General features: G+C 65.7%; 20 protein-coding genes and 1 pseudogene. 14 read left to right on the top strand and 7 right to left on the bottom strand.

The annotated features are described in order from the left end of the window. Window positions 1-7 precede the first annotated feature (7 nt). The 4 genes from LGI35_RS36255 to LGI35_RS36240 all read right to left on the bottom strand — a co-directional run bounded on the left by LGI35_RS36255 (window position 8) and on the right by LGI35_RS36240 (window position 4,820). The gene (locus tag LGI35_RS36255) at window positions 8-283 is read right to left on the bottom strand and encodes a hypothetical protein (protein ID WP_227298491.1); all 276 of its coding nucleotides are present in this window, start codon (window positions 281-283) and stop codon (window positions 8-10) included. A gap of 432 nt (window positions 284-715) precedes the next feature. Continuing rightward, complete coding sequence (locus tag LGI35_RS36250) at window positions 716-1,141, bottom strand: hypothetical protein (protein WP_227298490.1); 426 nt, start codon at window positions 1,139-1,141, stop codon at window positions 716-718. A 507-nt stretch (window positions 1,142-1,648) separates the two neighbouring features. After that, window positions 1,649-3,613 carry a tetratricopeptide repeat protein gene (locus LGI35_RS36245; protein WP_227300680.1) on the bottom strand — a complete coding sequence of 655 codons (1,965 nt, stop codon included), beginning with the start codon at window positions 3,611-3,613 and terminating at the stop codon, window positions 1,649-1,651. Window positions 3,614-4,331: 718 nt separating this feature from the next. Next, a complete protein-coding gene (locus tag LGI35_RS36240) occupies window positions 4,332-4,820 on the bottom strand; it encodes a lamin tail domain-containing protein (protein WP_227300679.1) in 489 nt (162 codons plus the stop codon). Window positions 4,821-5,998: 1,178 nt separating this feature from the next. Between LGI35_RS36240 and LGI35_RS36235 the strand changes: the two genes are divergently transcribed. Continuing rightward, window positions 5,999-7,030 carry a NucA/NucB deoxyribonuclease domain-containing protein gene (locus LGI35_RS36235; protein WP_227298489.1) on the top strand — a complete coding sequence of 344 codons (1,032 nt, stop codon included), beginning with the start codon at window positions 5,999-6,001 and terminating at the stop codon, window positions 7,028-7,030. Between the two features lie 66 nt (window positions 7,031-7,096). On the opposite strand, the gene LGI35_RS36230 is transcribed toward LGI35_RS36235, so the two are convergent. Beyond that, window positions 7,097-7,540 (bottom strand): hypothetical protein, encoded by a 444-nt coding sequence (locus LGI35_RS36230; protein WP_227298488.1) that lies wholly within the window; start codon window positions 7,538-7,540, stop codon window positions 7,097-7,099. Window positions 7,541-8,106: 566 nt separating this feature from the next. On the opposite strand from LGI35_RS36230, the gene LGI35_RS36225 reads away from it, so the two are divergent. From LGI35_RS36225 to LGI35_RS36185, 8 genes are all read left to right on the top strand, one after another. Then, on the top strand, window positions 8,107-9,030 hold the full coding sequence (locus LGI35_RS36225; protein WP_227298487.1) for a helix-turn-helix domain-containing protein: 924 nt from the start codon (window positions 8,107-8,109) through the stop codon (window positions 9,028-9,030). Further along, window positions 8,990-9,262 carry a hypothetical protein gene (locus LGI35_RS36220; RefSeq protein WP_227298486.1) on the top strand — a complete coding sequence of 91 codons (273 nt, stop codon included), beginning with the start codon at window positions 8,990-8,992 and terminating at the stop codon, window positions 9,260-9,262. The genes LGI35_RS36225 and LGI35_RS36220 overlap by 41 nt, the downstream gene beginning before the upstream one ends. 283 nt (window positions 9,263-9,545) lie before the next feature. Next, window positions 9,546-10,313 carry a BRCT domain-containing protein gene (locus LGI35_RS36215; protein ID WP_227298485.1) on the top strand — a complete coding sequence of 256 codons (768 nt, stop codon included), beginning with the start codon at window positions 9,546-9,548 and terminating at the stop codon, window positions 10,311-10,313. Window positions 10,314-10,399: 86 nt separating this feature from the next. Beyond that, window positions 10,400-10,735: an integrase gene (locus LGI35_RS36210; protein WP_227298484.1), complete on the top strand. Its 336-nt coding sequence runs from the start codon at window positions 10,400-10,402 to the stop codon at window positions 10,733-10,735. Window positions 10,736-11,072: 337 nt separating this feature from the next. Next, the gene (locus LGI35_RS36205; RefSeq protein ID WP_227298483.1) at window positions 11,073-11,465 is read left to right on the top strand and encodes a transposase; all 393 of its coding nucleotides are present in this window, start codon (window positions 11,073-11,075) and stop codon (window positions 11,463-11,465) included. 211 nt (window positions 11,466-11,676) lie between these two features. After that, window positions 11,677-12,033, top strand: a complete 357-nt coding sequence (locus tag LGI35_RS36200; protein WP_227298482.1) for a hypothetical protein — start codon at window positions 11,677-11,679, stop codon at window positions 12,031-12,033. 141 nt (window positions 12,034-12,174) lie between these two features. Further along, entirely contained in the window at window positions 12,175-13,491 is a 1,317-nt protein-coding gene (locus tag LGI35_RS36195; RefSeq protein ID WP_227298481.1) for a hypothetical protein, read from the top strand. 637 nt (window positions 13,492-14,128) lie between these two features. Beyond that, entirely contained in the window at window positions 14,129-14,299 is a 171-nt protein-coding gene (locus LGI35_RS36185; RefSeq protein ID WP_227300777.1) for a hypothetical protein, read from the top strand. A gap of 41 nt (window positions 14,300-14,340) precedes the next feature. Here the strand turns inward: LGI35_RS36185 and LGI35_RS36180 are convergent, their stop codons facing one another. Next, window positions 14,341-17,091 (bottom strand): AAA family ATPase, encoded by a 2,751-nt coding sequence (locus LGI35_RS36180; protein WP_227298480.1) that lies wholly within the window; start codon window positions 17,089-17,091, stop codon window positions 14,341-14,343. Window positions 17,092-17,371: 280 nt separating this feature from the next. After that, window positions 17,372-17,653 (bottom strand): annotated as a pseudogene (locus tag LGI35_RS36175) (transposase); the annotation flags it as partial. A 504-nt stretch (window positions 17,654-18,157) separates the two neighbouring features. On the opposite strand from LGI35_RS36175, the gene LGI35_RS36170 reads away from it, so the two are divergent. From LGI35_RS36170 to LGI35_RS36150, 5 genes are all read left to right on the top strand, one after another. Continuing rightward, window positions 18,158-18,712, top strand: a complete 555-nt coding sequence (locus LGI35_RS36170) for a hypothetical protein (RefSeq protein ID WP_227298479.1) — start codon at window positions 18,158-18,160, stop codon at window positions 18,710-18,712. A 561-nt stretch (window positions 18,713-19,273) separates the two neighbouring features. Beyond that, a complete protein-coding gene (locus LGI35_RS36165; protein ID WP_227298478.1) occupies window positions 19,274-20,152 on the top strand; it encodes a nucleic acid/nucleotide deaminase domain-containing protein in 879 nt (292 codons plus the stop codon). Continuing rightward, the gene (locus LGI35_RS36160; protein ID WP_227298477.1) at window positions 20,149-21,837 is read left to right on the top strand and encodes a WD40 repeat domain-containing protein; all 1,689 of its coding nucleotides are present in this window, start codon (window positions 20,149-20,151) and stop codon (window positions 21,835-21,837) included. Before LGI35_RS36165 ends, LGI35_RS36160 begins: the two co-directional genes overlap by 4 nt. Before the next feature lie 99 nt (window positions 21,838-21,936). Further along, window positions 21,937-23,517, top strand: a complete 1,581-nt coding sequence (locus LGI35_RS36155) for a WXG100-like domain-containing protein (RefSeq protein ID WP_227298476.1) — start codon at window positions 21,937-21,939, stop codon at window positions 23,515-23,517. 20 nt (window positions 23,518-23,537) lie between these two features. Then, a complete protein-coding gene (locus tag LGI35_RS36150; protein WP_227298475.1) occupies window positions 23,538-24,113 on the top strand; it encodes an SUKH-4 family immunity protein in 576 nt (191 codons plus the stop codon). The last annotated feature ends 116 nt before the right edge of the window (window positions 24,114-24,229 follow it).

Genomic DNA, 24,229 nt, shown 5'->3' with positions numbered 1-24,229 from the left:
CCATCAGTTAGTGGGCCGCTTCGAGCACTACTCGAAAGCCTTCCCCGCCATACAGGGATTCGTAGTCGATGACGATACCGAGACGGCGAGAGAAGATTCCTGCGATATCGGTGTGGAGACGGGGATCGTAGCTGGGGAGCGACAGCAGGTACTCGTCATATCCGGTTTGCAGTACATCGGCTTGGCCAAACGTGACCGCGTTGAGGTGCTCTGACAGGCCATTGCGCACTCTGTCCGCACAAGCCTTGTTCCAGCGGCCCACGACCTCTCCGTCGAGAGTCACACGCGTGGACACTACGACGGCCGGCCCGAGACCTACGTTCAAGAGCCTGATCCCGGACCGGGCTCCTTCGTAGCTCTCGCGTTGGAGCTGTAGAACAGGACGAACGGAGTGTCGGTTGTGCTCCCTCGCGACGTGCGCTTGCCACACCGACACTCCCAAGGAGGCCAGGGCGATGACTACGGCACATATAGCGACGACAGAGTCTGCGCTCAAGTAGTCTCCCCCGAACCAGCATTCGACGCGTGTCCTATCACATGCCAACACAAGACTAGACGCCGATGGTCGGCCGTGCCTCGCTGACGGTTGAAACGACGCTTCGGCGCAGTGAGCCCCGCTACGTGCGCTGGGGGTGTGCGCATCTGCTGGCAACTGGGCCTGTTCACGGCGGTTGAAGTCAGCATTGGATGTCAGCGGGGCTCTCGCCACACCGTGTCACGTCACCGCCGGGCGAGCCCCGTGACGTGCGTACAGCCGCTTCATTTGCTTGATCCAGAAGCTGAACTTTTCGTCCCTCGTTGCACTCATGGGCAGAAGCTGGAGCTCCTTGGCCAGCTGGTAGAAGCCCGGGCCAGCGTCGTTGGCGTCCAAATAGTTCACCAGGGCCGAGAGCATGAGGGGAGGGTCGGAGGGTGCGTTCGCTTGATCTCGCTCCACGATCAGCCCCAGTAAGTGACCCATGGCCGCTCGCTCGTCAGCACGCTCAAAATTGAAGGCTCTGCAGCCTGTTCGTCTGGCCAACGTTACGTTGAGCTCGGTGTACGAGGTGACCTTGCCAAGCTTCGCTCGCTCAATAAGGAAGTCTCGCCCCGCGCCTACCAGCAAGTCCCACTCACTATCTGCGCGGCCGTATCCAGGCATCCCGCCCCCTCTGAGCCGAACCGACCCGTACGTACGCGGGAACTTACAGTGCGGCAGAGGGCCCCACAATCGCTCAATGGGGGGAGATGACTGCGTTGTAAGGGCGGACGTGATCCGAAGCGGAAGTGCCCAGGTCACTCCTGCAGTAGCGGCAGCCCAGGTGAACAGTGCATCTCGACTGCACCGAGCCGTCATTGACCGTGGTTGCCCGCACGATGTGGCACTCGCGCACGGCGCCCCTCCATCCCAGAGTCTGAGCGCCGCCGCCGGAGGCATGAGTTTGGGCCGCGGATGACGCTCTTGCTTCTGCCCACATGCACGCAGCGCGCCGCTCGGCGCGGCCAGCCGGGGCGAAGACAGGAGGCAGGCCGCGCCGTACGCGGGCCTTGATTGAGTAGGGAAACTCTGTCCGCGCCACCGGGTTTTGATCGGTGTCTCGACTCGGCTAATGCTTAACGCAGTGGCTTCACTTGATGCATGACCCGACATGGCGGTGTTTGGCGTCGACTAGAGATCGTTTGAACGTTCCAGGTCAGCCAGCAGGCTGGCAAGGCTGCTGCGGCTGATCAAGGTGTGCGGGTGTTCGGGGCCCAGCACCCGGGTGCGGGCATCCAACACTGCACGGTGCTCCGCCTCCGCCTCCTCCAGACGCCCCAGATGCCCGAGCACGATGGAGAGGTTGTGGTGGCTGGTCAGGGTGTGCGGGTGTTCAGGGCCTAGCACCCGGATGCGGGCATCCAACACTGCACGGTGCTCCGCCTCCGCCTCCTCCAGACGCCCCAGATCCCCGAGCACGCTGGCAAGGCTGCTGCGGCTGATCAAGGTGTGCGGGTGTTCAGGGCCCAATATCCGAGTGCGGGCATCCAACACTGCACGGTGCTCCGCCTCCGCCTCCTCCAGACGCCCCAGATCCCGGAGCGCGACGGAGACGTTGCTGCGGCTGATCAGGGTCTTCGGATGTTCAGGGCCTAGCACCCGGATGCGGGCATCCAACACTGCACGGTGCTCCGCCTCCGCCTCCTCCAGACGCCCCAGATCCCGGAGCGCGACGGCGAGGTTGTGGCGGCTGGTCAGGGTGTCTGTGTGCTCCGGGCCCAGGGTCGTATCTCTGGCCCCATAAGCTGCGCGCCAACCGATCTCCGCGAGTTGATATCGGCCTTGGGCGTACGCGGTCGCGGCGATGTTGGTGGCATCTTGCGGGGCACAGTCGGCCAGCACGGTTTGGATGACGCCCGCGGGGACATGCTCGCCGGGGGCGCTGTGCCGTTGGACGGTGTCGGTCAGGTAATCGAAGACCTGGACGTGGTCGTCGTCTTCCGGCTGGAGCAGCGCGGTGGTGGCCCGCCGCGGCTTGGTGACCCATTCCCACGCAGTCGGCAACGGTTCTGGCTGCAGTCGGCGGCCGCCGCGCTGGGTGAGGTAGTGCTCGTGGGTGGCCTCCAGCAGGTGACGCGACAGAGGCGCAGTGTGGCCGGCCCGGCGGATGTCGGTGGCGGCGGCGATCAGGGCGGCGGCGCGTGGATACGTTGGTGCGGCAGGATCGGTGTTCGGGCTCCAGGCATCGTGCCAGTCACGCAGCAGCTCGGGCCCGGCGGCCAGGTATTCAGCGAGGCCGTAGACGTCGGCATGGGCGAGTGCGTCCGCAATCCTCGGATCCCATTCGCTGGTTCGGGCCCGCTGCTGCTCGGCCGCGCTGAACACCCGCTGCATGCGTAGCAGGTGGGCTTGTTCCAGGGCCTCGCGGGCCTCGTGGTGGGCCGTACGACCGGCTTCATCCTGGGTGGTCGGGCCGCCGGTGAGGCGGGCCTGCTCGGTTGCGCGCAGAGTCGCCAAGATGATGCGGTGGTGGCCGTTTCCACTCAGCACCCGCGCGATGCCGGTTCGGGTCAACCCGTCGGCGCCCAGATAGTGTTCCAGGTCGCTCAGCCACAGCACGCACCGCCGAGTGCTAGCCGCTTGGGCCAGCGCCGCCGGTAGGGCATCACGATTCTGGGGCGCGATCAGCAGATGATTAGGCAAGGTGGTGCGCATTGCCTCGTAGGCCGCGCGGGACTTGCCTGCGGTGGAATCCCCCACCAGTAGCACGAAGCCGCCGCGCGCCAATCGCTCGCGCAGATCCGCATCGATGTCGCGCGGTACGTAAACCGGCACCCGCTCTGCCGCCGCGGCAGCGGACTGCTGTGCCGGCTTGACGGCGCTGATCGGGGCAGGATGCACGCCCAGCCGGAGCGGGTCGGTCGTCTGCGCCACGGTTGGCAGTCGGCCGCTCGGCAGCACCAGGCAACCGCTCTCGATCTTGAGGGCATGCTCGTCCCGTTGCTGCGCGGCGCGCTTGTAGCGCTCCTGCCACACCCCGGCCACCACCGCCAGCACGGCCGCGCCGCCGACCGCGGCGCCTACCGCCCACCGGTTGGTTACCTCAAACGTCGCCAACACGGCCGGGGCGGTCGCCAACAGCGCCAACCCAGCCACGATCAGCAACAGCCGACTCTCACGCCACCCACCCGGACTCATCAGAACCCACCCCCCGACCCGGAATAGCGGGTTGATACGAGCTCGCGCAAGAGGGCCACCGGGCTCCTACCCAACCACCACGCGCATTGGCGTCGGCGGCGGAGGCGTGGCCTGCCGCAGGAGCGACCGCCCGGTGGGCAGGCACGCGCGCGGCACAGGCGTGGGCGGCGCCGGGGATATGGCGGGATGAGACGAGCCAGATACCCCAGGCGGCAGCGTCGAGCCTGAAGCGTGCCATTATTCGGCGCATCGTCTTGACCTGCTGGCTCTCGCGCTCCTCAGGTGAGCCGTGATCCCTTCTCATGACGTTGAGACTGCTGTACTGGATCTTCCGGCGACTACTCGGCGGGCTTGCCCTCCTGCTGCGCCGCTCGGCCTCGAAGGAGGCGGAGATACTCTCATTCGCCACGAACTCGCGGTACTGCGACGACAGATAAAGCGACCAGGACTGTCGTGGGCGGACCGAGCGGTGATCGCCGCTCTACCCCAGCGACTCCCCCGTGAGTTGCGTCGGCACCTGCGGCAACGCTCCTGGGCTCGCCGGAACCGGAGCGGGCGCACAACCCGCCGAAGATGCAGCCGTGGCTCGGCTGGGAACTTCCAGCCGAGCCACAGCTCTTCTCACCCCGGTACCGCAACCGGGGGCAGGCACCCCGGGTGTGTGGCTCAGGATTCTCTAGCCTCGAGCCTGGTAGTGGTGACGGCCCCAGGAAGCGTCGTCGACGTAGCGATCGTGGTCGTTGCGCAGGGTGGCGGTGTCGGAACGGTTGTCCCACACGTAGGCCCGGCGGTCCTGGTAGACGTCGTGGCGGGCGTCGTAGCCGATACCGGTGTGGACGCGGACCGTGGCACGGCCGGCGAGGCGGTAGTGGTCGAAGGTGTAGGTGTGGCCGTCCTCGTCCGCCAGCGTCCATCCATCAAGGTTCACGCTGCGGCGCGTGTTGTTGGTGATCTCCACCCACTCCTGGTTCAGGGAGCGGTTGGAACGGTTGTCCCATCCCGGGGAGTCGTACTGCACGCGGCTGATCTCGACGCTCCGCCACTGCGCGCCGTGATCGGCGGCGGACGCGGGCACCGCGATCACCGCGGTGACGGCAGCGGCGGTCAGCGCGGCAGCGGTCAGACGGCGAGCGGACGTGGATACGGTCACAGGTACTCCCTGCATCATGCGGGCACCAGCCCGACTGACCCCGATGAGCAGCCGGGTAGTGCGGTGTACGGGTGGCGGCCGGGCGGCCGCACACGCACACCCTGCTCACCCCACCGGAACGCCGCGGACTCAACGCGGCACGTGTTGCCGATTGCCCACACCACCGTGACACTCGGCTGCAACATCCAATTATATCCGCTATGTGCGGAATTGACGGTCCGGCAGCATCGCGAACCCTTGCCGTGACCGGCCGGCGCGCTGCATCCGCCGAGCCCGGCGGCTCGGCGAGCGGTCAGGCGTCACCTGAAAGTGAGTAACAGCGCCGCCGCCCGAACTCCACGGCAGCTGGACCGGTCCGCACAGGCCCACGGCGGGCAGCAGACGTGAAGAGACCCCGTGCCATAGATCTTGGTACGGGGTCTTCACAGAGCGCTGGGCAGGCCTTGCACCTGCATCTCCCCGCAGGAAGCGGGACGTCTTTCCTTGGACCACCAACGCACAGCGTGCCAGCGTGAATTCCGCCGGCCAGCTCAAGATCAACAGTACCAGGCACGGCACGTCGGCCTCGTTAGTCAAGGCACGGATGGCATGCCCGGAGCAGAAACGGCGGAGCCGTGTTGGCGTAGCAGCTCCAACATGGCCACCAACAGAGCGGCGGCGTCCCTGAATGGCAAGTCACTGCCGCAACGTCCACTTTGCGGCCAACACGGCCGATAAACGACGTTGACCATCTTCGATCAGAAATGATCAACTTCCTCCTACGCTCTGACCAAGCGATCAAATAAACAGGGGGCCACGTGTACGTCAGACCCAGGACGCTCCGTAAGGCGAAGAAAGCCAGCGTCGCGCTAGCGCTCTCAGCGCTGCTGCTTCAGCTCAACATGTCGGCGGCTGAGGCGGACAACACTCCTTCCGACCTTCGTGTCATCTCCACCATGGGGCCGCTCGGAGCCAAGCCGCCCAGCCTGGAAGATCTCAGGCGCGACTACGCACATCAGCGACGCTCCGACACGCTTGCCTCCCCCAGTCCGGATGGAATGCGCGGGAAAACCGCGTTCGAGACGGTAGGACCGGCGTCCTCGTGGGCTAGGCGCGCTGGTGAGCCATCCGCCGTATCAGTGGCGGCGCGATCGCGCAGTGTGGCCCGTACCTCTGCTGCAGCACCTCCTCTGTACCCGGAGCCGTCGCACACCATGACGGCCAAGGAGTGCCGCGATGGTCTGGGGACGGACAAGAAGTTCTTCATCAAGTCCCGGTTCGCGGTGTGCTCGGGTGCGAGCTTCACGCAGGAGTGGGTCCAGAACAACAGGCCTGTCGGTGCGAGCACGTTCGGCTTTCTCGCCATCGGGACGATCGCCAAGGGCAGCCGGACGATGAACGTCCACTTCCGGTACGTCGGGATGGAGGCGACCGGCGAGACCGGCGTCGCGACCTTCATGGTCACCCCTGATGTGACCATCCCTCAGAAGTGGCCGGCCACGGCCGCGACCCAGACTGGCGGCAGCCTCCCGGCGGCACAGAGCTTCGCAGCGCTCAAAGCGCAGGCGGAACCCGGTTTTCAGCACAACGTCACGGTCAGCCGCGGCCAGGGCGACAAACCCGATGACACGGTCTTCGCCGTGTATCAGCCCTCGCTGAAGATGCGCGTCGGCGGCGGATGGAAGATGAGCGGCGCGCTGTCCGGGAAGCCGTTCTTCCTTGCGCCTCGCTGGGATGCGGCCCAGTACGTGTCCCGGAACGGGGGCGCTGCAGCGTTTAGTTACGTGGTGGCGATGCCGTTCAGCACGAAGGCCGGAGCGCCGGAGCGGCTCGCGGCCCAGCACATCAAGGACGCGTACGCGAGCCCGGTAAGCACGAAACCGGTCAACAGCAGCAAGAACATTCCCGGCCTCAGTGCCGACCGCCCTCTGACTCGTCTGTATGCCAAGCCGCGGCGCGATGCGAATCGCAGCGAGGCCGTCAAGGTGTGCAAGAAGTACTGGGGCGCCAACTACGCCCAGGGCGGCAAGGAGTGCGACGAGTTTCCCTTCTCCACCACGTATGAAGGGGCGGCTCAGGCGCTGACGACGTACGACCCGCAGCACAAGGCGCCCAAGAACAACTTCTCAGCGCGGCCTATCCCCAAGGCGGACAACGGCGCCGGTGGTCGCCTCATGGCGGACTTCTACCGCGTCAACCGGATCCTGGACGGCGCCAACGACGGTTTCACCATAAAGGTCTCCTGACCGCTGGTTCACACTCTCTGGCCGGCCCGGCTCCTGCAGGCTGGGTCTGGCCGGAGAGCCCGGCGCTCACATCGGCCAGAACTGCGCCAGGTACCGTTCCACACCCTTGGGGGTCTCCCCCTGCTGCGCCAGCTCATGGACCCGCTGCTGACCGGTGACATAGATCCGCACATGCCAGTTCCGGCCGGGCGAGCCTAGTTCGATCTCCCCTTGGCTCGGTCCGCCGTAGGTCCACAGGACCACCTCGCCCGACGGCGCACGAAGTTCTGCCTCACCCTGGTCCTCCCAGGGTCCCGGATCGGGCTGCGGCATCTGGTCCCAGACCTCGACCGCGAAGTCGGCCGTATGCGTGTGGCCACCGCTTCGGATGTAGACGCGCCCGTCGCAGGAGGAGACGAAAGGCACCTCGCCGTCAGGCTCGGAGCCGTTACTCGTCTCTGAGGCGTCCTCGAGCCACAGAACGTAGAAGTCCACATCGGCATCCAAGTGCTGCCTGCTGACAAGGCCCATCGAACAACCTCTCTCTTCTGGCTCCCCCGGACCGTACAACGCGCACCCTGACCACGTGGATGCCACCGCCTGAACTTCGGTCAGAGGCGTGTTCCCGCAACCGCGAACAGCGCCGGCTGCGCGGCTGCCCGGAACTGCGCAGTCTGTCGGTCGACCGGCGCAGGGCCCAACTTCCACACGTCGCGCCGACAGCTCGTGGCAGTAGCGCTCCCACGGGCAGCGGGCAGCGGGCAGCGGGCAGCGGGCAACGGGCAACGGGCAACCACGGCACGGGCCGTCTCAGGAGATGGCAACACGTCGATCCAGAGCCAATATTCACGTGGCCGACGGTGATCCCGCCGGAACCGGAATTACGATGGCCTTCTTCCCCCACCGACGCAGTCTCTTCGTCGGATCCTCTAGCAGAAGCCTGCCCGACACGGGGTGGACTTCATGGACACAGAGCATTCGGCCAGAACCTTCTCCTACGGTGACGTCGACAGGCACGGCGCGTCCGCGCGGAGACCTGCGGTGACACCTCGCATGCAGCGCCTGCCTCGTCATCCAGCAGAACGGAGACCCAACCAATGCCCGCCCCCGCGCCGAAGCACAGCGAGCAGGCCGCGGACACCGACCAGACCCCCATGCAGCGTCTCCGTGCGCTGGACCACCTCACACCTCGCGAAGCTGCCAAGCGCTGGGGCGTACCAAAGGACGCGATCACCTCAGCCGCACGGCAGATCGGCTACATCCGTGAGGGGCTCTGGGGACAGCTCGCCCCGGACCGTGAACGGTGCCCCGTACCTGTCGCATCGTTCCACGGCTTCCCCTGCAAGAATCCAGTCGAAGAGGGCCGCGCCTCCTGCGCCATGCACCGCCAGGCAGCAAAACACCCAGGCCCCACGCTGTCCGAAGAAGCTCTCGCCGTCGTGCAGTCCCGTCCCGGCTGGGAGGAACTACGCGAGCGGATCTGGAAGCTGGACAAGCGGGCCCTCCAGAGCGAACGACTCCGACTGGCCAAGGCCCTGCACTCCAACGTGTCCCTTCCCGAGGAGGACTACCGGCTGGCCGCACTGCTGCTGCCGTCCGACGATCCGGCCACGCAGGGCCGGCGAGCCATGGGCCTGCCCGGTCCCAACGACGGACTCGGCGACACAGCTCGCCTCCGTGGGCTCGGCGTGCTCCTGGCCGCAATGGACGCGGCCGTCCTCGACCTACCGGTTTCCTCATCGACCCCACAAGCCCCGTTCGCTCGCCCGCGAGGAAAGCGAACCACCGCACCGGCAGATGGCGCCACTCCGAGGGCGAAGAAGGAAGGGCCCCTCCTCTACAACGTCCAAGAGGCCGCGAAACGCCTCGGCATTTCTGCCGCCTGGCTCCGCGACGAGTCCGCCCGCGGCAACGTCCCCTACCGGGCGATCGGTTCGCGACGGATGTTCAGTGAGGAAGACTTGGAGCAGATCGTCAAGGATGCCTACCGAGCGCCCGACCAGCGACGACGACGCTGGTGAGCGTCACTCCCTCGCCCTCAAACGGCTACAACAGGCCGCGACAGCACAGGTGCAGGCTGCTCTTCAGCTGACCTCCATCGGCGCCGGCGGCTTCAGCCTCTCCGACAACCGGGCCAATGCACACGGCCACTTCGGAGCCGACATCGAGTCCATCGTCGTCCACACCCTGCGCACCCTGGTGTCCCGCAGCAAGGTCAAACCGGATGCCGCGGAGCGGTACGGCCTGGGCTGACGCCGCAGGGCGGTCGCGCCCGCCCGTCTCACCGCAACGGGGTCGGCCCAGGGATGAGCGAGGGTGCTTGGCCCGCTCCAGGATCGTGACGGGCGGACGCGGGCGCGCCGATGTACTGGCCAAGGGCCGAAGCCGGACAGGACACGAATAATTCGCTATGCACTTTCCCGAAATTGACGACAGCACTACGCTGCGCGGCGGAGGTTGTTCAGACCCTAGGAGGATGACGCGGGTGCCAGCACCATGTACCGGATGGATACGTGAACTCCGTGGGCACACAACCATGTTCACCGGAAAGACCCTGGTGGATGGCGAATGGGTGTTCCGCAAGGACTGCCGATCCAGATCTCAAGCATTAGGAGCCATCTGCCAGGACAGCTTCTCCCGGAAGGTAACACTCGTCGTCCACGGCGAGTTGGCAGGAAACGTCAAGGACGCAGACCGCGGGTTGAGCCAAAAGCTATTGAAAGTAATCGAGTCACGCAGACTCGGACAGCACATACACGTGGTCGATGCCGCCGGCTTCTCCGATCTTCTGTTCGGAGCACCTGCTCGATGCCGACAACTGAAGATGCAAGGCAGCCAGGTTGCAGTGTTGCCCGAGGTCGGCGACGGAGTCCTCGGCGGACCGTTCAACCGACTCAACCTGCGCAACCGCAGGGTCAGCCAGCTTGAAACTCGCGCGTTCGGACGCGGAACGACTCGACATCAGGAGCTTCTGACACGTCTGATCGATCAGACGACTAAGCGCATTTCGCTCGAAGTTCGATCCCCCGCCCGGCGTGGTCCAGAGTTCGACCTCGGCTGGGTCGACGGACACACCGCCTACGGGGCCTGGGTAGCGAGCCCCGAACCCCAACCCGGTGAAGGCTCGGACCAACTCAGAGAGGCGGCTCGGCACATCGCCCGGTCGGTTCGATCCATCCCCTCACACACTCGATTTCAGCCCCTCATGGTGCTGGAAAATGATACGAACATGGGTCCTAGCCTCCGTCAGGTGGCCGAATCGACCGGCATCCGCATGAGCAGAATTCAGGATCTCCCCGGCTGAGATCGCCTTGTCAGGTTCCAGAACTCGGCCTGGCTCTATGACCAATAGCGACGGGTGGAGCACTACCTCCAGGGAATGATCTCGGGGTGTCGCTACGTCTGCTCTATTTGATCTTCAGCCGGCTGCTCGGCTGGTTCGCATCGCTCGCCCGTTCCTCCGCGTCCAAGGACGTCGAGCTGCTGGTCCTACGTCATGAGGTCACCGTGCTGCGCCGCGCGAACCCCAAGCCGCGCTTCGACTCGGCCGACCACGCGTACCTCGCCGCTCTGATCCGACAGCTGCCCCGGCAACTGCGACGGCACCGTCTGGTCACCCCCGACACGATGCTGCGTTGGCACCGCCGGCTGGTGACGAAAAAAGTGGAAGTACCCGAACCACACGGGCCGCCCACCGATCGACCAGGCGATCGCCACGCTCATTGAGCAGCTCGCCCTGGAAAACGCATCGTGGGGATACCAGCGCATCCAGGCGAGCTGCTCAAGCTCGGCCACCACGTGGGCGCTTCCACTATCCGCAGAGTCCTGAGGCGCCGGAAGATACCCCGACACCCCAGCGGCAGACCGACACCACGTGGCGACAGTTCCTGCGCACTCAGTCCTCGACCATGCTCGCCGTCGACTTCTTTCACGTCGACTGCGCGGTCACCCTGCGGCGGCTGTATGTGTTCTTCGCGATGGAAATCGGCAGCCGCTACGTGCATATCCTCGGCGTGACCAGCCATCCTGACGGGCCGTGGACCACGCAACAGGCCGGAATCTCATGGCCGACCTCGGCGACCGGGCGTCCAAGTTCACGTTTCTCGTGCGGGATCGGGCAGGTCAGTTCAGTGCGTCGTTCGACGCTGTCCTGGCGGACGCGGGCATCGCCGTGGTGAAGATCCCTCCACATAGTCCACGGGCGGATGCGTACGCGGAGAGGTTCGTGCTCACCGTCCGCTCGGAGGTTACCGACCGGATGCTCATCTTCGGCCAGCAGCGTCTACGGGCTGTCTTGGACGAGTACGCCAAGCACTACAACGGACGCCGGCTCCACCGTGGACAACAACTGCATCCGCCACGGCCCGACCACCCCATCGCCAGCCCTTCCCACGAACGGATCAAGCGCCGACAACACCTCGGCGGCCTCATCAACGAATACGAGCGGGCGGCATAGAGACGCAGCTCAGCGCAGTTGACCCTGTTCTGGAACCCCGCAGGTCACCGAGCCCGGGGCCGTCCAGCATGTGCTCGCCCTGCATCCGGACCGGTACGTGAAGCGCTCCCACCGTGCCCGCCTGCTGATCGGCGACGGCGTCCTCGCCACCACCGGCGAGGCCTGAAAGCGCCAACGGCGCCTACTGCAGTTCCAGTTCACCAGGACCGGGATGCGCCGCTACGAGCAGCGGATCACCGAGGCGGCCCGCACCACCGCCGAGCGCTGGGCCGGCTACGCACGTACGGGGCGGACCTTCGACGTCGGCGAGGAGATACGCCCGCTTCGCCCTGGACACCATCTGGCGCTCGCTCACCGGACACCCCTCGACGCCGCCACCACGCACGAACTGACCGCCGTCGAGGCCGTGGTGGCCGCGCTGCCGACCTTGCCGGCCGACGCATCCGACGCCGGGACGCCGGGACGCCGTCGCCGCCGACTCACAGGCCTCGAACAACGTCTGAGGCGTAAGCCCCAGCTGGACATGCTGACCGGGGCACCCCTTGGCCTCGATTCGTCTGCGGCCTGACGACCTGTGGTTGATGTGGCGGGATTTGTCCGAATGATCGTCGGTTCGCCGGCAGACAGCGCCCGTAAACGAATGCACGGGGTTCATGCCGTTCTTGTCCGATGTAAGCCATAGGCTGTTGTGGGGAAAGAGGGGGAGACGATGACTGACGACCGCAGGGCACTCGTTCCGGTGTGGACGCTGGCGACCGGTGACGTCCGGGTGCCCGCATTGGCCGGAGACGAGCCGATGACAGCTGAGCGCCTGGCTGAACTGCGCGGTGTGCTGGCCGCCCTGGCCGACGCGCCGATTGCCACGCTGGAGGTGCATCCGCTGCCCGCCAAGCTCGACCGCAGCCGAGGCATCCCGCTCGATGCCGCGAGTCCCCTGGCGCAGCACCTGTCACAGTTCATCACGCAATCGACGCGAAGTTCCCTTACGGCGGCCAGGGCGACCGCTGCCGGCGAAAACCTGTATCGCATGGTGGTTCCGGCGAAGGTTGCTGCCCAGTTCGGTCAGGGCATGGTTCGTCCGATGGCGGCGAGGGCGGTGGCCGGTGGCATCCGAGGCCCACTCGTGAACTCAACGGGCGGCATCGTCGCCGGCGCGACGTTCGTGCCAGTCGGCAAAGTGGCCGCAGCAGGCGCAGTCGGCGGAGCCGGTGCGACAGCCGGAGTCGCGGCCGCCGGCAGCGCGGCGCTCACCGTGGCCGCGCCGCTCGTACTCATGGCCCTAGCGGTGGGGGTAAGCGCGCATGCCGACTACAAGCGCCAGCAGGCTATCGAACACATCACAGAACTGCTGGAGCAACTGCACGAGCAGAAGCTCGAAGACGAGCACAGCGAACTCGACGGCTGCCGCGATGCCATCGACAAAGCCACCGCCATTCTGCTCGACCAGGGCAAACTCGGTATCTCGCTAGGACTGGACTCGGCGGTACATGCCATCAACACGGCTCTGGGCGCCGCTGACCGCCGCCTTGCCCGGTGGCAGACCGCACTCGACAAGCTTCCCGACGACAAGCCCGTCGAGATCAGCACGCTGACCAAGTCGTTCCCCGGCGTCGACGAACATGGCGGCACGTTCCGCGCCCACCTCGAACTCGCCGCCTTGGCCATTGCGCTGAAGCGGCGGGTCGTCGTCCTGCAGGCGGTCGAGCATGCCCAGGACAATCCTGACAACATGTTCGATAACTTCACCCGCGAGCTCAAGCGCGACCAGCAGCGCCTCGACGAGCTGGAATCGAGCATCGCCGGTGTGCTGGTGCACCTTTCGGCGCTGGAGCTGGCAGGCCCGCAAGGTTTGCGGCCCGTCTTCACGACCGGTGAAGTCGATCGCCTGATGCGCGCGGCAGACCGCATTCGCAAGCTGGGCGACGGCATCCTGGTCAACAGCCGCTCGCCAGAAGTGGCGATCGAGATTGCCCGCAACAAGGACGGCTCGGTGATCGTGTTCCCCGCGCTGCCCATGCAAGTGTAGGCGCACTAGCCTCAGCAAGGACGGCCCCGCATTCCGATCCTGTCCCGCTCGGAAATACGCTGCCGGCTCTGACCTGCAGCTTCTCCACGCGGGCCAACAGCCTCAATGGCGCCTGGGATGATCCGTCGATGTCGCTGTCGATCGTCACCACGCTGGTCCGGAATCTGATCAAGGTGCCCTCTGCCGTACTCCGCAGCCGCGTGGCCAAGGACGCAGAGGTCCTCGCGTTACGGCATGAGAACGCGGCGCTGCGCCGTCAGATCGCCCGCTTCCGCTACGAACCCGCAGACCGAATCTGGCTCGCCCCGCTCTCGCGGTTCGTCCCGCGCGAGCGCTGGCGCCAGACCTTCAGGGTCACCTCCAGCACACACTGCTCACGCGGCACCGCCTGTGCCGTTCGGAAACTCATCGCTACTGCTCGGAGGCGGTCTGGCACGGCATCACTGTCTGCTGGAACCCTGTCCGGGTGTTCGTTTCACTGGTGCACCAGGTGGCGCGGAAGCTGCTCGCAGTCCGGTGGTGCTGCTACACCGGGACATGGCCAAGGACGGGAAATTGCTGGTGCTGCGGCACGAGAACGCGGTGCTTCGCAGGCAGCTCACGAAGCCGGTTCGCTACGAGCTGGCGGATCGTGTGTGTGCCGATAATTACGTCCGAGCAGGTCACCGCAGCCATGGAGCCGATCGCGCGCCGCGGCAGGAGGTCACTCGTGCTGCTCCGTCTCACCTACCTGACCGCTGCTCACCTCTTCCCCGCCCTGCACCTGCTGCGCACAGGTGCGTCGAGGATGTGGCCGGCCGAGAAATAGAACTCTTTTAATGATCGTGAACATCTGACGACTCTCGTCTACTACTCCCCCGTCTGGGAATCACGCTGGTCAGGAACTGTATCCAGGTCGGCGCGCAAGACTGCGGCGGAGTCGGGGAACAGGTCGTGGTTGAGGGGCACACCGGTCAGGAAGCGGTGCCGGTCTACTGCGCTGCGCAAGCTCGCGGCCTTGCGGAGCACCACGGCACGGGCGCGCTGCACAAGTGCATCGGCTTCTTGCGTTCGTCCCACGGCCCGCAGAGCAGCGGCGGCGTCGCGATAGACCTCTTCGGTGCGCAGGGCGGGCATGTCGCCCCGCCGGCCGAGGAGTTCGAGGGCAGCTCTTGCGTCAGCCACCGCAGCGTCGTGGTCGACCTCTCCGTCGCGCAGACGCAGTCGAGCGCGGAGACAGAACGCGGCGATTCTGCTGCGGTCCATGCGGCTGCGCGCGGTCTCCGCCAGCGTCTCCTCGGTCAGGCTCAGCGCGCGGTCCAGGCCGCGGCCGGTGGCGAGCAGGGTTTCGGTGTAGAGGTTGCGGACGATGGGGACGAGGTTGGCGAGCCAAGTCTGGGTGGTCTCTTCCCATGCCGCTTCGGCGCGGCGGACGGCTTCGTCCGCGCGGGCGGGGTCGCGGGCGGTCAGGAGGGCGAGCAGGGCGTTGTTGTAGGCGTGCCAGCCGCTGGCTCCACCGCGTTCCTCCTCGACCTGGAGCGCGCGGGCAAGCGTGGCTCGAGCAGCGGCGTCGGCCCCGATGGCCAGGTGGAGCTGGGCGAGGTAGTTGAGCGCGATGGGCAGTTCCACCTGGGGAATCTCCCCCTCGAGGCGTTGCACGCAGCGCTCCAGGCGGAAGCGTGCCTCGTCGAAGCATCCGCTGTCGTGGAGGTTGATGCCTATCTGCATCTCGTTGAGGTTGCGGGCGTGCTGGAGGACAGGGCTGAGGGCGGCGCCGAGTTGGGGTGCGGAGGCGTAGAGCCGTTCCGCCTGGAGCAGGACGTCGAGGCCAGCCTCCAGGTTCTTCTTGGGGAGCTGGCGGCCGTATTCAACCATGGCGACGAAGAGCGCGGGTACGCCTTCGTCTCCGCACTCTCTGGCTCGATCGACGGCTTCTTCGAGTTTGTCCAGTGAGGGGTACAGGCCTTTGACGGCCATCAAGGTCTTGCCGCGTTGCAGTGTCATGCGGGCGATCAGGAGACGGTCCCCGACACGGTGTGCCGCGGCTTCCGCCTCGGCGGCGAGGGCATCGATACTCATCGGATCCTGCTCGCTCTGGTTGCCGCGCCAGCGCACCTCAGTGAGCGAGAGCAGGAGTTCAGTGGCTTCGGCTAGCAGGCGGTCCCGCGCGGTGTCACCCTCGGGCAGCAGGCCGAGGGAGGTGATAGCTGTGCGGCAGAATTGTTCCGCCTGCACGAAGGCGAGTTCTTCGCCGGCAAGGGCGCGGGCCAGGTGGAGGTCCGCCTGGGCGCTGTCTAGGGCTCGGGCGGGGCCAGCTTCTCGTAGGTGTTCGGCGATCAGGGTGTCGAGTGCGCGAGGCAGATCGGGGCTGGGGGGTCGTGGGACGGCGCGCAGGGCATCGGCGATCAGGCCGTGGCGAAGCAGGCGTGCACCTTCGCGTTGTTCTTCTCTGATGCCGAGTTGGAGCTGGCGGTGGTCGAACTCGTACCAGTCGATGTGGAGTTGGACGGCCCAGTGGGGCATGTCGCTGCGTCGGCGTTCCCGGATGAGTCCATGGGTCTGCGCGATGCGGTGCAGGATGTCCTGGATCTGGAGCTGGGGCAGGCCGGTGACCGTGGCGAGGGTGTGGGAGAAAAAGAACCGGCCCGCCGTCGCCCCCAGGACGAGGAGGTCCTTAGCCTGGGGGTCCAGTTGCCCGAACCGTTCTTTGAAGGCGTCGGGAAGTTTGTCGGGGAACGGGATACTGGTTCCGTAACCAGGTCGCCAGAGTGTGAGTACCTGGTCGATAAACAAGGGTTGCCCACCGGTGGCGTCGGCGACCTGGCAGGCGAATTCCGTCGGCAGGTCATGTCCGGCGAGGCGGGCATGGACCAGTTGCCGGACGGCGCCCGGGGCCAGTTCACGCAGCTCCTCGACCTGCACGAGGCGGTCCGCATGCTGTTGCACCCGCTCGATCAGAGCCTGCACCTCGCGTTCGTTCCCAGACGGCGCAGTGCAGGGACCGAGACCGAGCACCAGGCCCATCGGAGCCTCGGACAGGCGTGGCAGGAGGAGGTGCAGGAGTTCAAGGGTGCCCAGATCAGCGAGTTGGACGTCGTCGATGACCACAAGGACGGGGCTGCCGTCGCGGGCCAGCTGCAGCAGGGCCCCGACAAGGTGCCGGGTGACCATTCCATCGGACAGCATGAGGCTGTCCCCCGGGATGGAACCGGTGGCCATGGTCTCCTTCGCCGCTTCCTGAAAGGCCGCGATCGCACCCCCCGCACCGGGCACCAGGACCGACGCGATGTCGGGGACTGCGGCCATGGCACTGCGACGCAGCACGCCGAGCCAGTTCCTTCTGCGCGCCGACTTCGACGTCGCGCTCAGATGCAGAAGCACGTCCAGCACTGGGCCGAACCGACTTCCCCGTCCCACCAGGGGCGTGCAGCGCACCGGCACCACACGCAGGCCCGGCTGCCAGGCTGCACGCTGGGCGATGCGCTCCAGCAGCGCCGTCTTGCCCATCCCCGAGTCGCCGAGGACCACTACACCACCGCCTTGCTGACCAGCGGCGATGGTGCGCTGTAACTGTTCAGCCTTCTCGAGCAGGGATTCCCGATTTACAAAGACCGTCGTCACACGTCCCCCTCTGCCCACGACACGAACCAGCAGGCACATCGGCCAACCGCTTCGACCCTACGGACACGGAGTCGACAACGTGAACCCTTCATCGATCTTTCCCCACGCTCAATTGAACAGGTCGCCCTGGAGAACGCGTCGTGGGATACCAGCGCATCCAGGGTGAGCTGCTCAAGCTCGGCCACCACGTGAGCGCTTCCACTATCCGTAGGGTCCTGAGCCGCCGGAAGATACCCCCGGCACTCCAGCGGCAGACCGACACCACGTGGCGGCAGTTCCTGGCCGTTGGGTTGACCAGCGGCAGCATGCGTTCGCAGATCCGGCGCTGCACCGGCACCGGGTTCCAGCTGGACTGGTTCACGAACTGCTGCAAGTTCTGTTCGTTGCCGTCCGGCAGCCGCGAGGCCATGGCCTGGATCGACTTGCGGCGGCCGTCCAGCGTCAGTCCCCGCAGGTAGCAGTCGCCTTTGGCTCGCTGATCCTTGCGCGGCACCGACGCGAACTCGTCAGCCACGTATAACGCCAACTTCGCCCGGACACGGTTCACTTCATGTGTGTCCATCCACCCAACATGCCCAGAACGAGGCCGAGCCGAAAGACCTAACTGAGTCCCATTAGGGACTCGGACCGCCTCAACCACGCCGGCTCATTCTGGGCTTTCTCCGCAACCACCGCCTCACCAGGCGCCAAGATCCACTACCGCCGGCGCCGCGACGAGCATGGGGACTGAAACGCAGCCGCCCGGAAGAGCCTCCTCAACCCCATGCTCGGCCAGCACAGACCTCCGATGCGGCGTCAAGCCAACGACCGGCGGAGGATGAACGGTCGGTGCGGCTTGTACTCTCGATCGTCTACGCGGCTGCCGAGTTCCGTGATAATCCCTAGGGATTACGAGGTCGAGCACGATCATTGGTGAGGTCAAGTGCCCCAGAGGCGAGCGCGGTTGAGGGTTCGGCAAGTCACTCCGCGCCCTCCTATGGCTGCCGCCAACCGGATTCGTGGGGCGGGCTGCATCGCCCGCCTCAGGCGCTGGTATCAGCGCTCCGACTGGGCCAGGCACACAGCCGTGCTCGCGGCTGTCGTGGCCGCAGTCAGCCTCGCAATCACAGCCTGGGGAACCTACAAGTCCGCCCAGGTCGCAGATGATCAACTCGCTCAGTCTAAGGAGGACGGCGAGAAGGAGGCACGGAGCCAGGCCGTACGCGTATCAATGTGGGGAGATGGCAAGGTCTCGGTTGTTGCGAACCGTTCCCTGGACCCGGTGTGGGCAGCCTTCTTCCTGAACGACGAGCAACGGCGAGAGAAGCACGACGACTCGGTCACGTACGTGTTTGTTGGGGTTGTACCGCCGTGCACAGCCGTAAGCGTGCCGAAGGCTGTCACCTTCGCCAAGGCGACGAGGTTCACCGAGCCCTCCGGGCCCCGCACAGGTTGGATTTTTCAGGGACTGCACTTCATGGGGAACGACGGCCAAGCATGGGTGCGCTGGAACAACGGCGTACTGAGCAAGACCGCGGGCCCGCCCTCGAAAAGGGTCATCCGGCAACAGAAGGAGGGGGGCTTGATGGCTGACGATCGGGCGAAACAGAGTCGCCTCTCGGAGTGCGGCACGTCAGACTGAGATCCAAGATCATTTTTGCACAATTGCGCAAGCCCCGGATCTGTTCTTCGGTGGCCGCTCCCGATTCAAGCGCGAGGCCTCCACGTTCCGGGCGGAGAGATTCCCTTCGGGGTCAGAAACAGCGGTCACAGGTGCAGTGGCCGCGGAACAGCCGCTCCGTGCGTCGCTGTCGCGGCAGCTGCTGTTGCAGCCGGCCGGGCTAGGCCAGGGGTCGATGCGCGTGCCGTTCTTGCACTGCGGGCAGTCGACCGGCCGGGAGTTGCTGTCCCTCACGGACCGGACTTCGGCGCGGGTGAGTTCGGGGACTTCGTACGACTGGCTCATGCGGCGATCTCCAGGCCTCCGAGCGGCTGCCTGGCGTTGATGCGGTCGTGGAGCTGGCGCAGGCATCAACAGCTGTTCGACTCCAACCCAGGTATCGGGGAGTCTCCCGGTCTCGGCCCCGGGTGAGAAGCGTTCCCCTTTGGGCTCGTCGTGGAGGTCCTCGCATCCGGTTTCAGCGCTTTGCGCCGCGCCTACTAGGGTCAATGTCGACCGTCCCCCACCGTGAGAGGTAACCCGATGTCCGAGTCCTCCCCGGATCCGTCCGTCGCCCACTTCGGTCCCGACGGCGTGCGGTGCTTCACCGTGCCCAATGCCTACCAGAGCCGCCTGCCGGGAGAAGCGCTGCGCGTACTGGAGAATACGGGTGTGCCGCTCCATGTCTCTCCCTACTTTGCGGCGGCGAGGCAGACGGACAGCCTGACACTCAGACTCTTCGCTGGGCACCACGGGATCTCCCGCATCGGCAGCGACCTGGGTGACTGGCTCCGACTGGGGACCGACGGCCTGGCCCACCTGTGCCTGCGGCCCGACGGCGCCGTACAGGCGGTGTTCCTCGGCAATGAAGAGCCGGACATGTTCGTCAGCTCCGACGTCCCTGCTTTCAACACTGCGCTGGCCACGCTGGACCGGAGGCTGCCGGTCATCGCGGCATCGACGAGCTTGCCCGTGGCGGCCGCCGCGTTCCGTGAACTGAACGCGGAACTGCACCAGATTGATCCAGCCGCTTTCGAGGACCGGGAGAGCTGGTGGCAGCGAGTCCTCGACGACGTGCGGCACACCCTCAACTTCCCCTTCTCGGCGGCCATGGAGTACGCGGACGCGGCGGGCGAGAAGCAGATCGCCACAGAGATGACCGCGCCCGGCAGAGCGCACCCCGAGGAGCTGCTGTGGCAGCGGCTCCAGTCGGAGGGAGTGGAGGCACACCAGGTCCGGAAGGTGTACTGCGAGCTGGAACCGTGCATGATGCCCGGCCACTACTGCGCTGTGTGGATGCAAAGAGCCTTCCCGCAGGCTGAGTTCACCCACAGCTTCGACTACGGGGCAACCGCGGACTCGCGTGAACAGGGCATGAAGGACCTCATGACCTACGCCGCGCAGCAGGCCGGACAGCAGTGACAGAGGAAACCTGGGAACGCCCGACAGCAGGGCGGGAACCCGCAGGCGCGGCGCTGCTGGCCTGGCTGGCTGATCCCGATGCGCCGCGGCTGTGCGTGGTCACCGGCAGTGAAGGCTGCGGCAAGTCGGCCCTCGTGGCTTGGCTCGTTGGACATGGATCGCGTCCCGGCACGCGTTCGGAACGGCGGGTGCACGGCTTCGTTCCGCTCGCTGGCCAGAGCGCGACGACCGCAGCCTGGACGCTGGCTGAACAGCTGTCCTTGGCTGCGCGCACGCCAGGAGAACTGGTCAGCAAGTTGGGTGACGACGCGCGGCGCACCGTCTTGGTCCTGCCTGACCTGCATGATGCCAAGGGTCCTGAGGCCGTCAGCGAGTTCGTGACGCACCTCCTGCGCCTAGCTCACATCCGAATCGTGGTGGAGGTCCGCACAGGTCACCCCGAGGCCGGTCTCCTTTCGGCGCTGAAACCCGCGGTGATGGACCTCGACGATGCCCAGTGGACCGACGCTGCCCGGTACGCGGCATGGCGTGAGGCCCGCTCCCCCACATCGACGACACGTGCGGCGCAAACCGAGCGCCAGAGTCCTGCGACAGTCGATCTGAATGACGCCGCCGCGTTGTGCACGAGTGACCCGTGGGAGATATCCCGGCGCTTCGAAGAGTCCGAGGAGGAGCACGGAGGACTGCGGAGCGCATGGCTGCGTGTCGGCCCATCGCTGACCCGTGACCTGCCTCCTGCCGATCGGGCCCTGACGCTGCTGTCGGGGCTCGGGGACGATGCTGACCCCCGGCTACCGGACCAACTCCGCTCACTGGCAACGGGATCGGCATGGCGGATGGTGTGGCGCCGGGTCCGTGGGGACGTCAGGCCACCGTGGCCTGGCCCGGCCCGCGCCATGGTTGTGGGCCACTCGGCGCTCTCGGGAACGCTGGTGGTCGCCGACCACCAGGGGACAGTGAGAGTGCTCGATCTGCACGATGGCGCGTCCCGGGGACGCCTCCCGACCTTTCCAGGAGGGGCGCGGTCGGTAAGCACCTGCTCGGACGGCACCGTGATCGCCCTGAATGACCTTGGCGCCGCCCTTCACGCGCAGAGCTCATATGCCACTCCCAAGCCCACGGGAATCGCGGCGCTGCTCAACAACGGTCCACGACCGCTGGAAGCGCTCTTGGAGACTGCGAACGGCCTGCTGCAGGAACGTCACGGCACGGTCGTTGCTTCGTCCACGACCATGCTCGCTGTAGCGGACAACCGTGGATCCGTTCACGCACACGCCCTTGACGGTGCCGAGGAGCGGCATCTCACCACGAGGCTGCACGACGGCAGCGTGACCGCACTCGCAGTCCTTGAAGCCCCAATAGCCGACGGGCGGCACGCGCCACTCGTCTACAGCGGCGGAGCCGACGGGCACGTGCGGGTCTGGCAGCCCGGCGCGGACCCGCTCACTGCCCCTATCACGTCTCGGAATTGCCCGGTGACGGCCTTGGCCGCTGTCGACGTGGTGGATTCCGGCCCCGTTCTGGCCATCGGCTGGGCGGATGGGACTGCCGAGTACGTGTTCCTGGAGTCGGGCACTGTCCGTGCATTCCGCCCTGGTCCTCCGGTGCAGTCGGTGGCCTTGACCCGGGAGGGCCACCTGGCTGTGGGGACGGATGAGACGCTCGTCTGCCTGCAGCCATCGTGAGTCGTGGCACAGGTGGCTCGATCTGAGCTCTTCGATCTTGACGAGATTTTAGATTCCGGAAAGGGTAAGGGGGTTGACGTCTCACGGGGGGGATGACAAGTGGGCAAGACGCTGCCCGACGATCTCGTAAGTGTGCTGGATCTGGTCGGAGTCAACTGGCCAAACATCGACGAAGACGAAGTACGAGGCTCCGCCAAGGACTACCGCGACCTCGCTGACGGCCTCCGCGATGTCATCACCGAAGGCAACAGAGCCTGTGGCCACATTGTCAGCGGCAAGAGCAAAGGCAAAACGGTCCAAGCGATCGACCGACGCTGGGGCAAGCTCACCACCAAAGACCTGACGACCTTCATCAAAGCCCTCGACGACCTTGCCAACGCCCTCGATGACTGTGCCGGCTTCGTCGAGGGCTGCAAGATCGCCTGTATCACCGAGCTCACAGCAACGGCAGCGACCGCCACGGCCGGCGTCATCGGCATGTTCTTCACCGTGGGACTCAGCGGTCTGCTGAGCGCTGCCGCAATCGGCGCCTGCCGAATAGCCTTGCATGAAGCCATCGACTACGCGATCGGCGAGATCACCTCGGTCGTGACCGACAAGATCGAGGCGAAAATCCTCGGGAAGATCGAAGACCTCTTCACCGACCACCTCGACGCCCACGACGACAACCAGCTCGACCAGTACGCCACCGGCAGCGCGGACATGGCGCAGGACCTGGTCATTGAGTTCGACGACTTCGACAAGGCGTCAGGCGACTACGACAAGACGAAGAAGAACTTCGACAAGAAGAAGGGCCTGCACAAGGCCGGCGGGGGCAAGCGCCGCGGTTCCGTGAAGAAGGACAGCCGCTTCCACAAGCTCGCCGCTGTGATGGACAAGGCCGAGGACGCCGTCGACAAGAAGGCGGACGAGACCGTCCACGTGCTGGAGAAGCATGGCGGCAAGATTGACGCCAGCAAGAAGGAACACAAGAAGAGCGACAAGAAGACCAAGACCGATCTCGACAGCTGCGAGACCGGCAAGCCGATGTACATGGTCAACATCGACGGCTCGGTTGTCGAGCTCCACGCTGACGGCACCACGTCTGCCGTCAGCAAGGCCGACAAGTCCGGTATCAACATGCTGCTCACGGAGAACGGCGGCACACGGACCTGGCGCCCCAGAGACGGTGAGCCGAACCCTTACGGCGTCAAAGAGTCCGACAAGGACCGCGTCGAGTCCAAGCCCATCAAGCCCGGCTCAACGGAGCTCGCGCAAGCCACACAGGCAGCGCGCTATGCCCGCAAAGACTGGTCTGGCAACAACTACGCGGCCGGCAACTTCAACGACGGCAAGGGGCACGAGTTCGTACTCGTCGGCTACAGCAAGAGCGTCCATTCCGAACGCTCTGTCGGCTACCCCTTGCTCAAGGCCAAACAGCAAGACGGCCTCCAGAGTCTCTATACCGAGCGCGAGCCGTGCCAGAAGGCACCGTCGTACTGCGACCGCTGGACCGCCAAGTACTTTGACAAGGATCTTCCCGTCACGCACTCACAGTCCTACGACCAGTCACTTGAGCGGGAACCCGGCGAGAGCGACTACAAGTACAGGAAAAGAGTCGACGGCGAGCACATGCAATACCGTAAAGACCTCAAAAGCTGGTACAAGACCCACACCCCGCTCACGCCCTACCAGGGCTGAACGGACCACGGCAGGAACACATGATCTTCGACCTCTCCCACGGCGACCTGGTTCAGACCTTCGGCGCCGAACACGTACACCAGGTCCCCGAGGCAGCTGCCCAGGCCGCCGGATTCAGCGGTGAGACTCTCGCATTCCTCACCACGGTCGGGCTCCCGGAGAACGAGTTCGTCTCCTTCCCCAAGTTCACCGACGCAGCCGCTCGCTTCCGCCCCGTGGTCTCTGACGAGACCGAGACTCAGTGGGACCTGCCTCCCGCCGCAAGCCAGTGGATCACGTTGGGCAACTTCGAGATCAGTGCCATCGTCATGGCCCCCCAGTACGGGGAAGTGTACGAACTCGCCGAGGGCATCATGCGCCCCGTGCTGCTACACAAGGACTTGTCGTCGCTGGTGCACACCATCACCGAGCTGACGAAGATTGTCCAAGGGCTGCCCGAGGACTATGACGACGACGATGAGTACATGGAGCAGCTCGAAGAGACCCTGGACAGCCTCAAGGACGAGGTCGGCTCCCAGGACCCCAACCCGTTCAGCGGCGAGCACAATGAGTGGGTCGAGATCATCACCAACATCGGTGCCGGAATGTGGGGATAGCGCGCCACAGACCCACAACAGAGTCTCCCGCCTGCCCAGAACCACCCAAAGGCCACAAGCCCCGTGATCCATTGGCGCGGTGAGCCCGAGTCTGATACTCAAGACCCGAGTTGGGG

The sequence above is a fragment of the Streptomyces longhuiensis genome (genome assembly GCF_020616555.1).
GTDB classification, from domain to species: domain Bacteria; phylum Actinomycetota; class Actinomycetes; order Streptomycetales; family Streptomycetaceae; genus Streptomyces; species Streptomyces longhuiensis.
Note: the sequence above shows the minus strand (reverse complement) of the source record. Positions and strands in the feature narration are given on the sequence as shown.

What these genes read in the sequence shown, in the direction of transcription:
- LGI35_RS36250 (WP_227298490.1), bottom strand. Translation starts at nt 1,141, where the DNA reads ATGCCTGGATACGGCCGCGCAGATAGTGAGTGGGACTTGCTGGTAGGC.
- LGI35_RS36240 (WP_227300679.1), bottom strand. Translation starts at nt 4,820, where the DNA reads ATGCAGGGAGTACCTGTGACCGTATCCACGTCCGCTCGCCGTCTGACC.
- LGI35_RS36235 (WP_227298489.1), top strand. Translation starts at nt 5,999, where the DNA reads ATGACGGCCAAGGAGTGCCGCGATGGTCTGGGGACGGACAAGAAGTTC.
- LGI35_RS36230 (WP_227298488.1), bottom strand. Translation starts at nt 7,540, where the DNA reads ATGGGCCTTGTCAGCAGGCAGCACTTGGATGCCGATGTGGACTTCTAC.
- LGI35_RS36225 (WP_227298487.1), top strand. Translation starts at nt 8,107, where the DNA reads ATGCCCGCCCCCGCGCCGAAGCACAGCGAGCAGGCCGCGGACACCGAC.
- LGI35_RS36220 (WP_227298486.1), top strand. Translation starts at nt 8,990, where the DNA reads ATGCCTACCGAGCGCCCGACCAGCGACGACGACGCTGGTGAGCGTCAC.
- LGI35_RS36215 (WP_227298485.1), top strand. Translation starts at nt 9,546, where the DNA reads ATGTTCACCGGAAAGACCCTGGTGGATGGCGAATGGGTGTTCCGCAAG.
- LGI35_RS36205 (WP_227298483.1), top strand. Translation starts at nt 11,073, where the DNA reads ATGGCCGACCTCGGCGACCGGGCGTCCAAGTTCACGTTTCTCGTGCGG.
- LGI35_RS36200 (WP_227298482.1), top strand. Translation starts at nt 11,677, where the DNA reads ATGCGCCGCTACGAGCAGCGGATCACCGAGGCGGCCCGCACCACCGCC.
- LGI35_RS36195 (WP_227298481.1), top strand. Translation starts at nt 12,175, where the DNA reads ATGACTGACGACCGCAGGGCACTCGTTCCGGTGTGGACGCTGGCGACC.
- LGI35_RS36165 (WP_227298478.1), top strand. Translation starts at nt 19,274, where the DNA reads ATGTCCGAGTCCTCCCCGGATCCGTCCGTCGCCCACTTCGGTCCCGAC.
- LGI35_RS36150 (WP_227298475.1), top strand. Translation starts at nt 23,538, where the DNA reads ATGATCTTCGACCTCTCCCACGGCGACCTGGTTCAGACCTTCGGCGCC.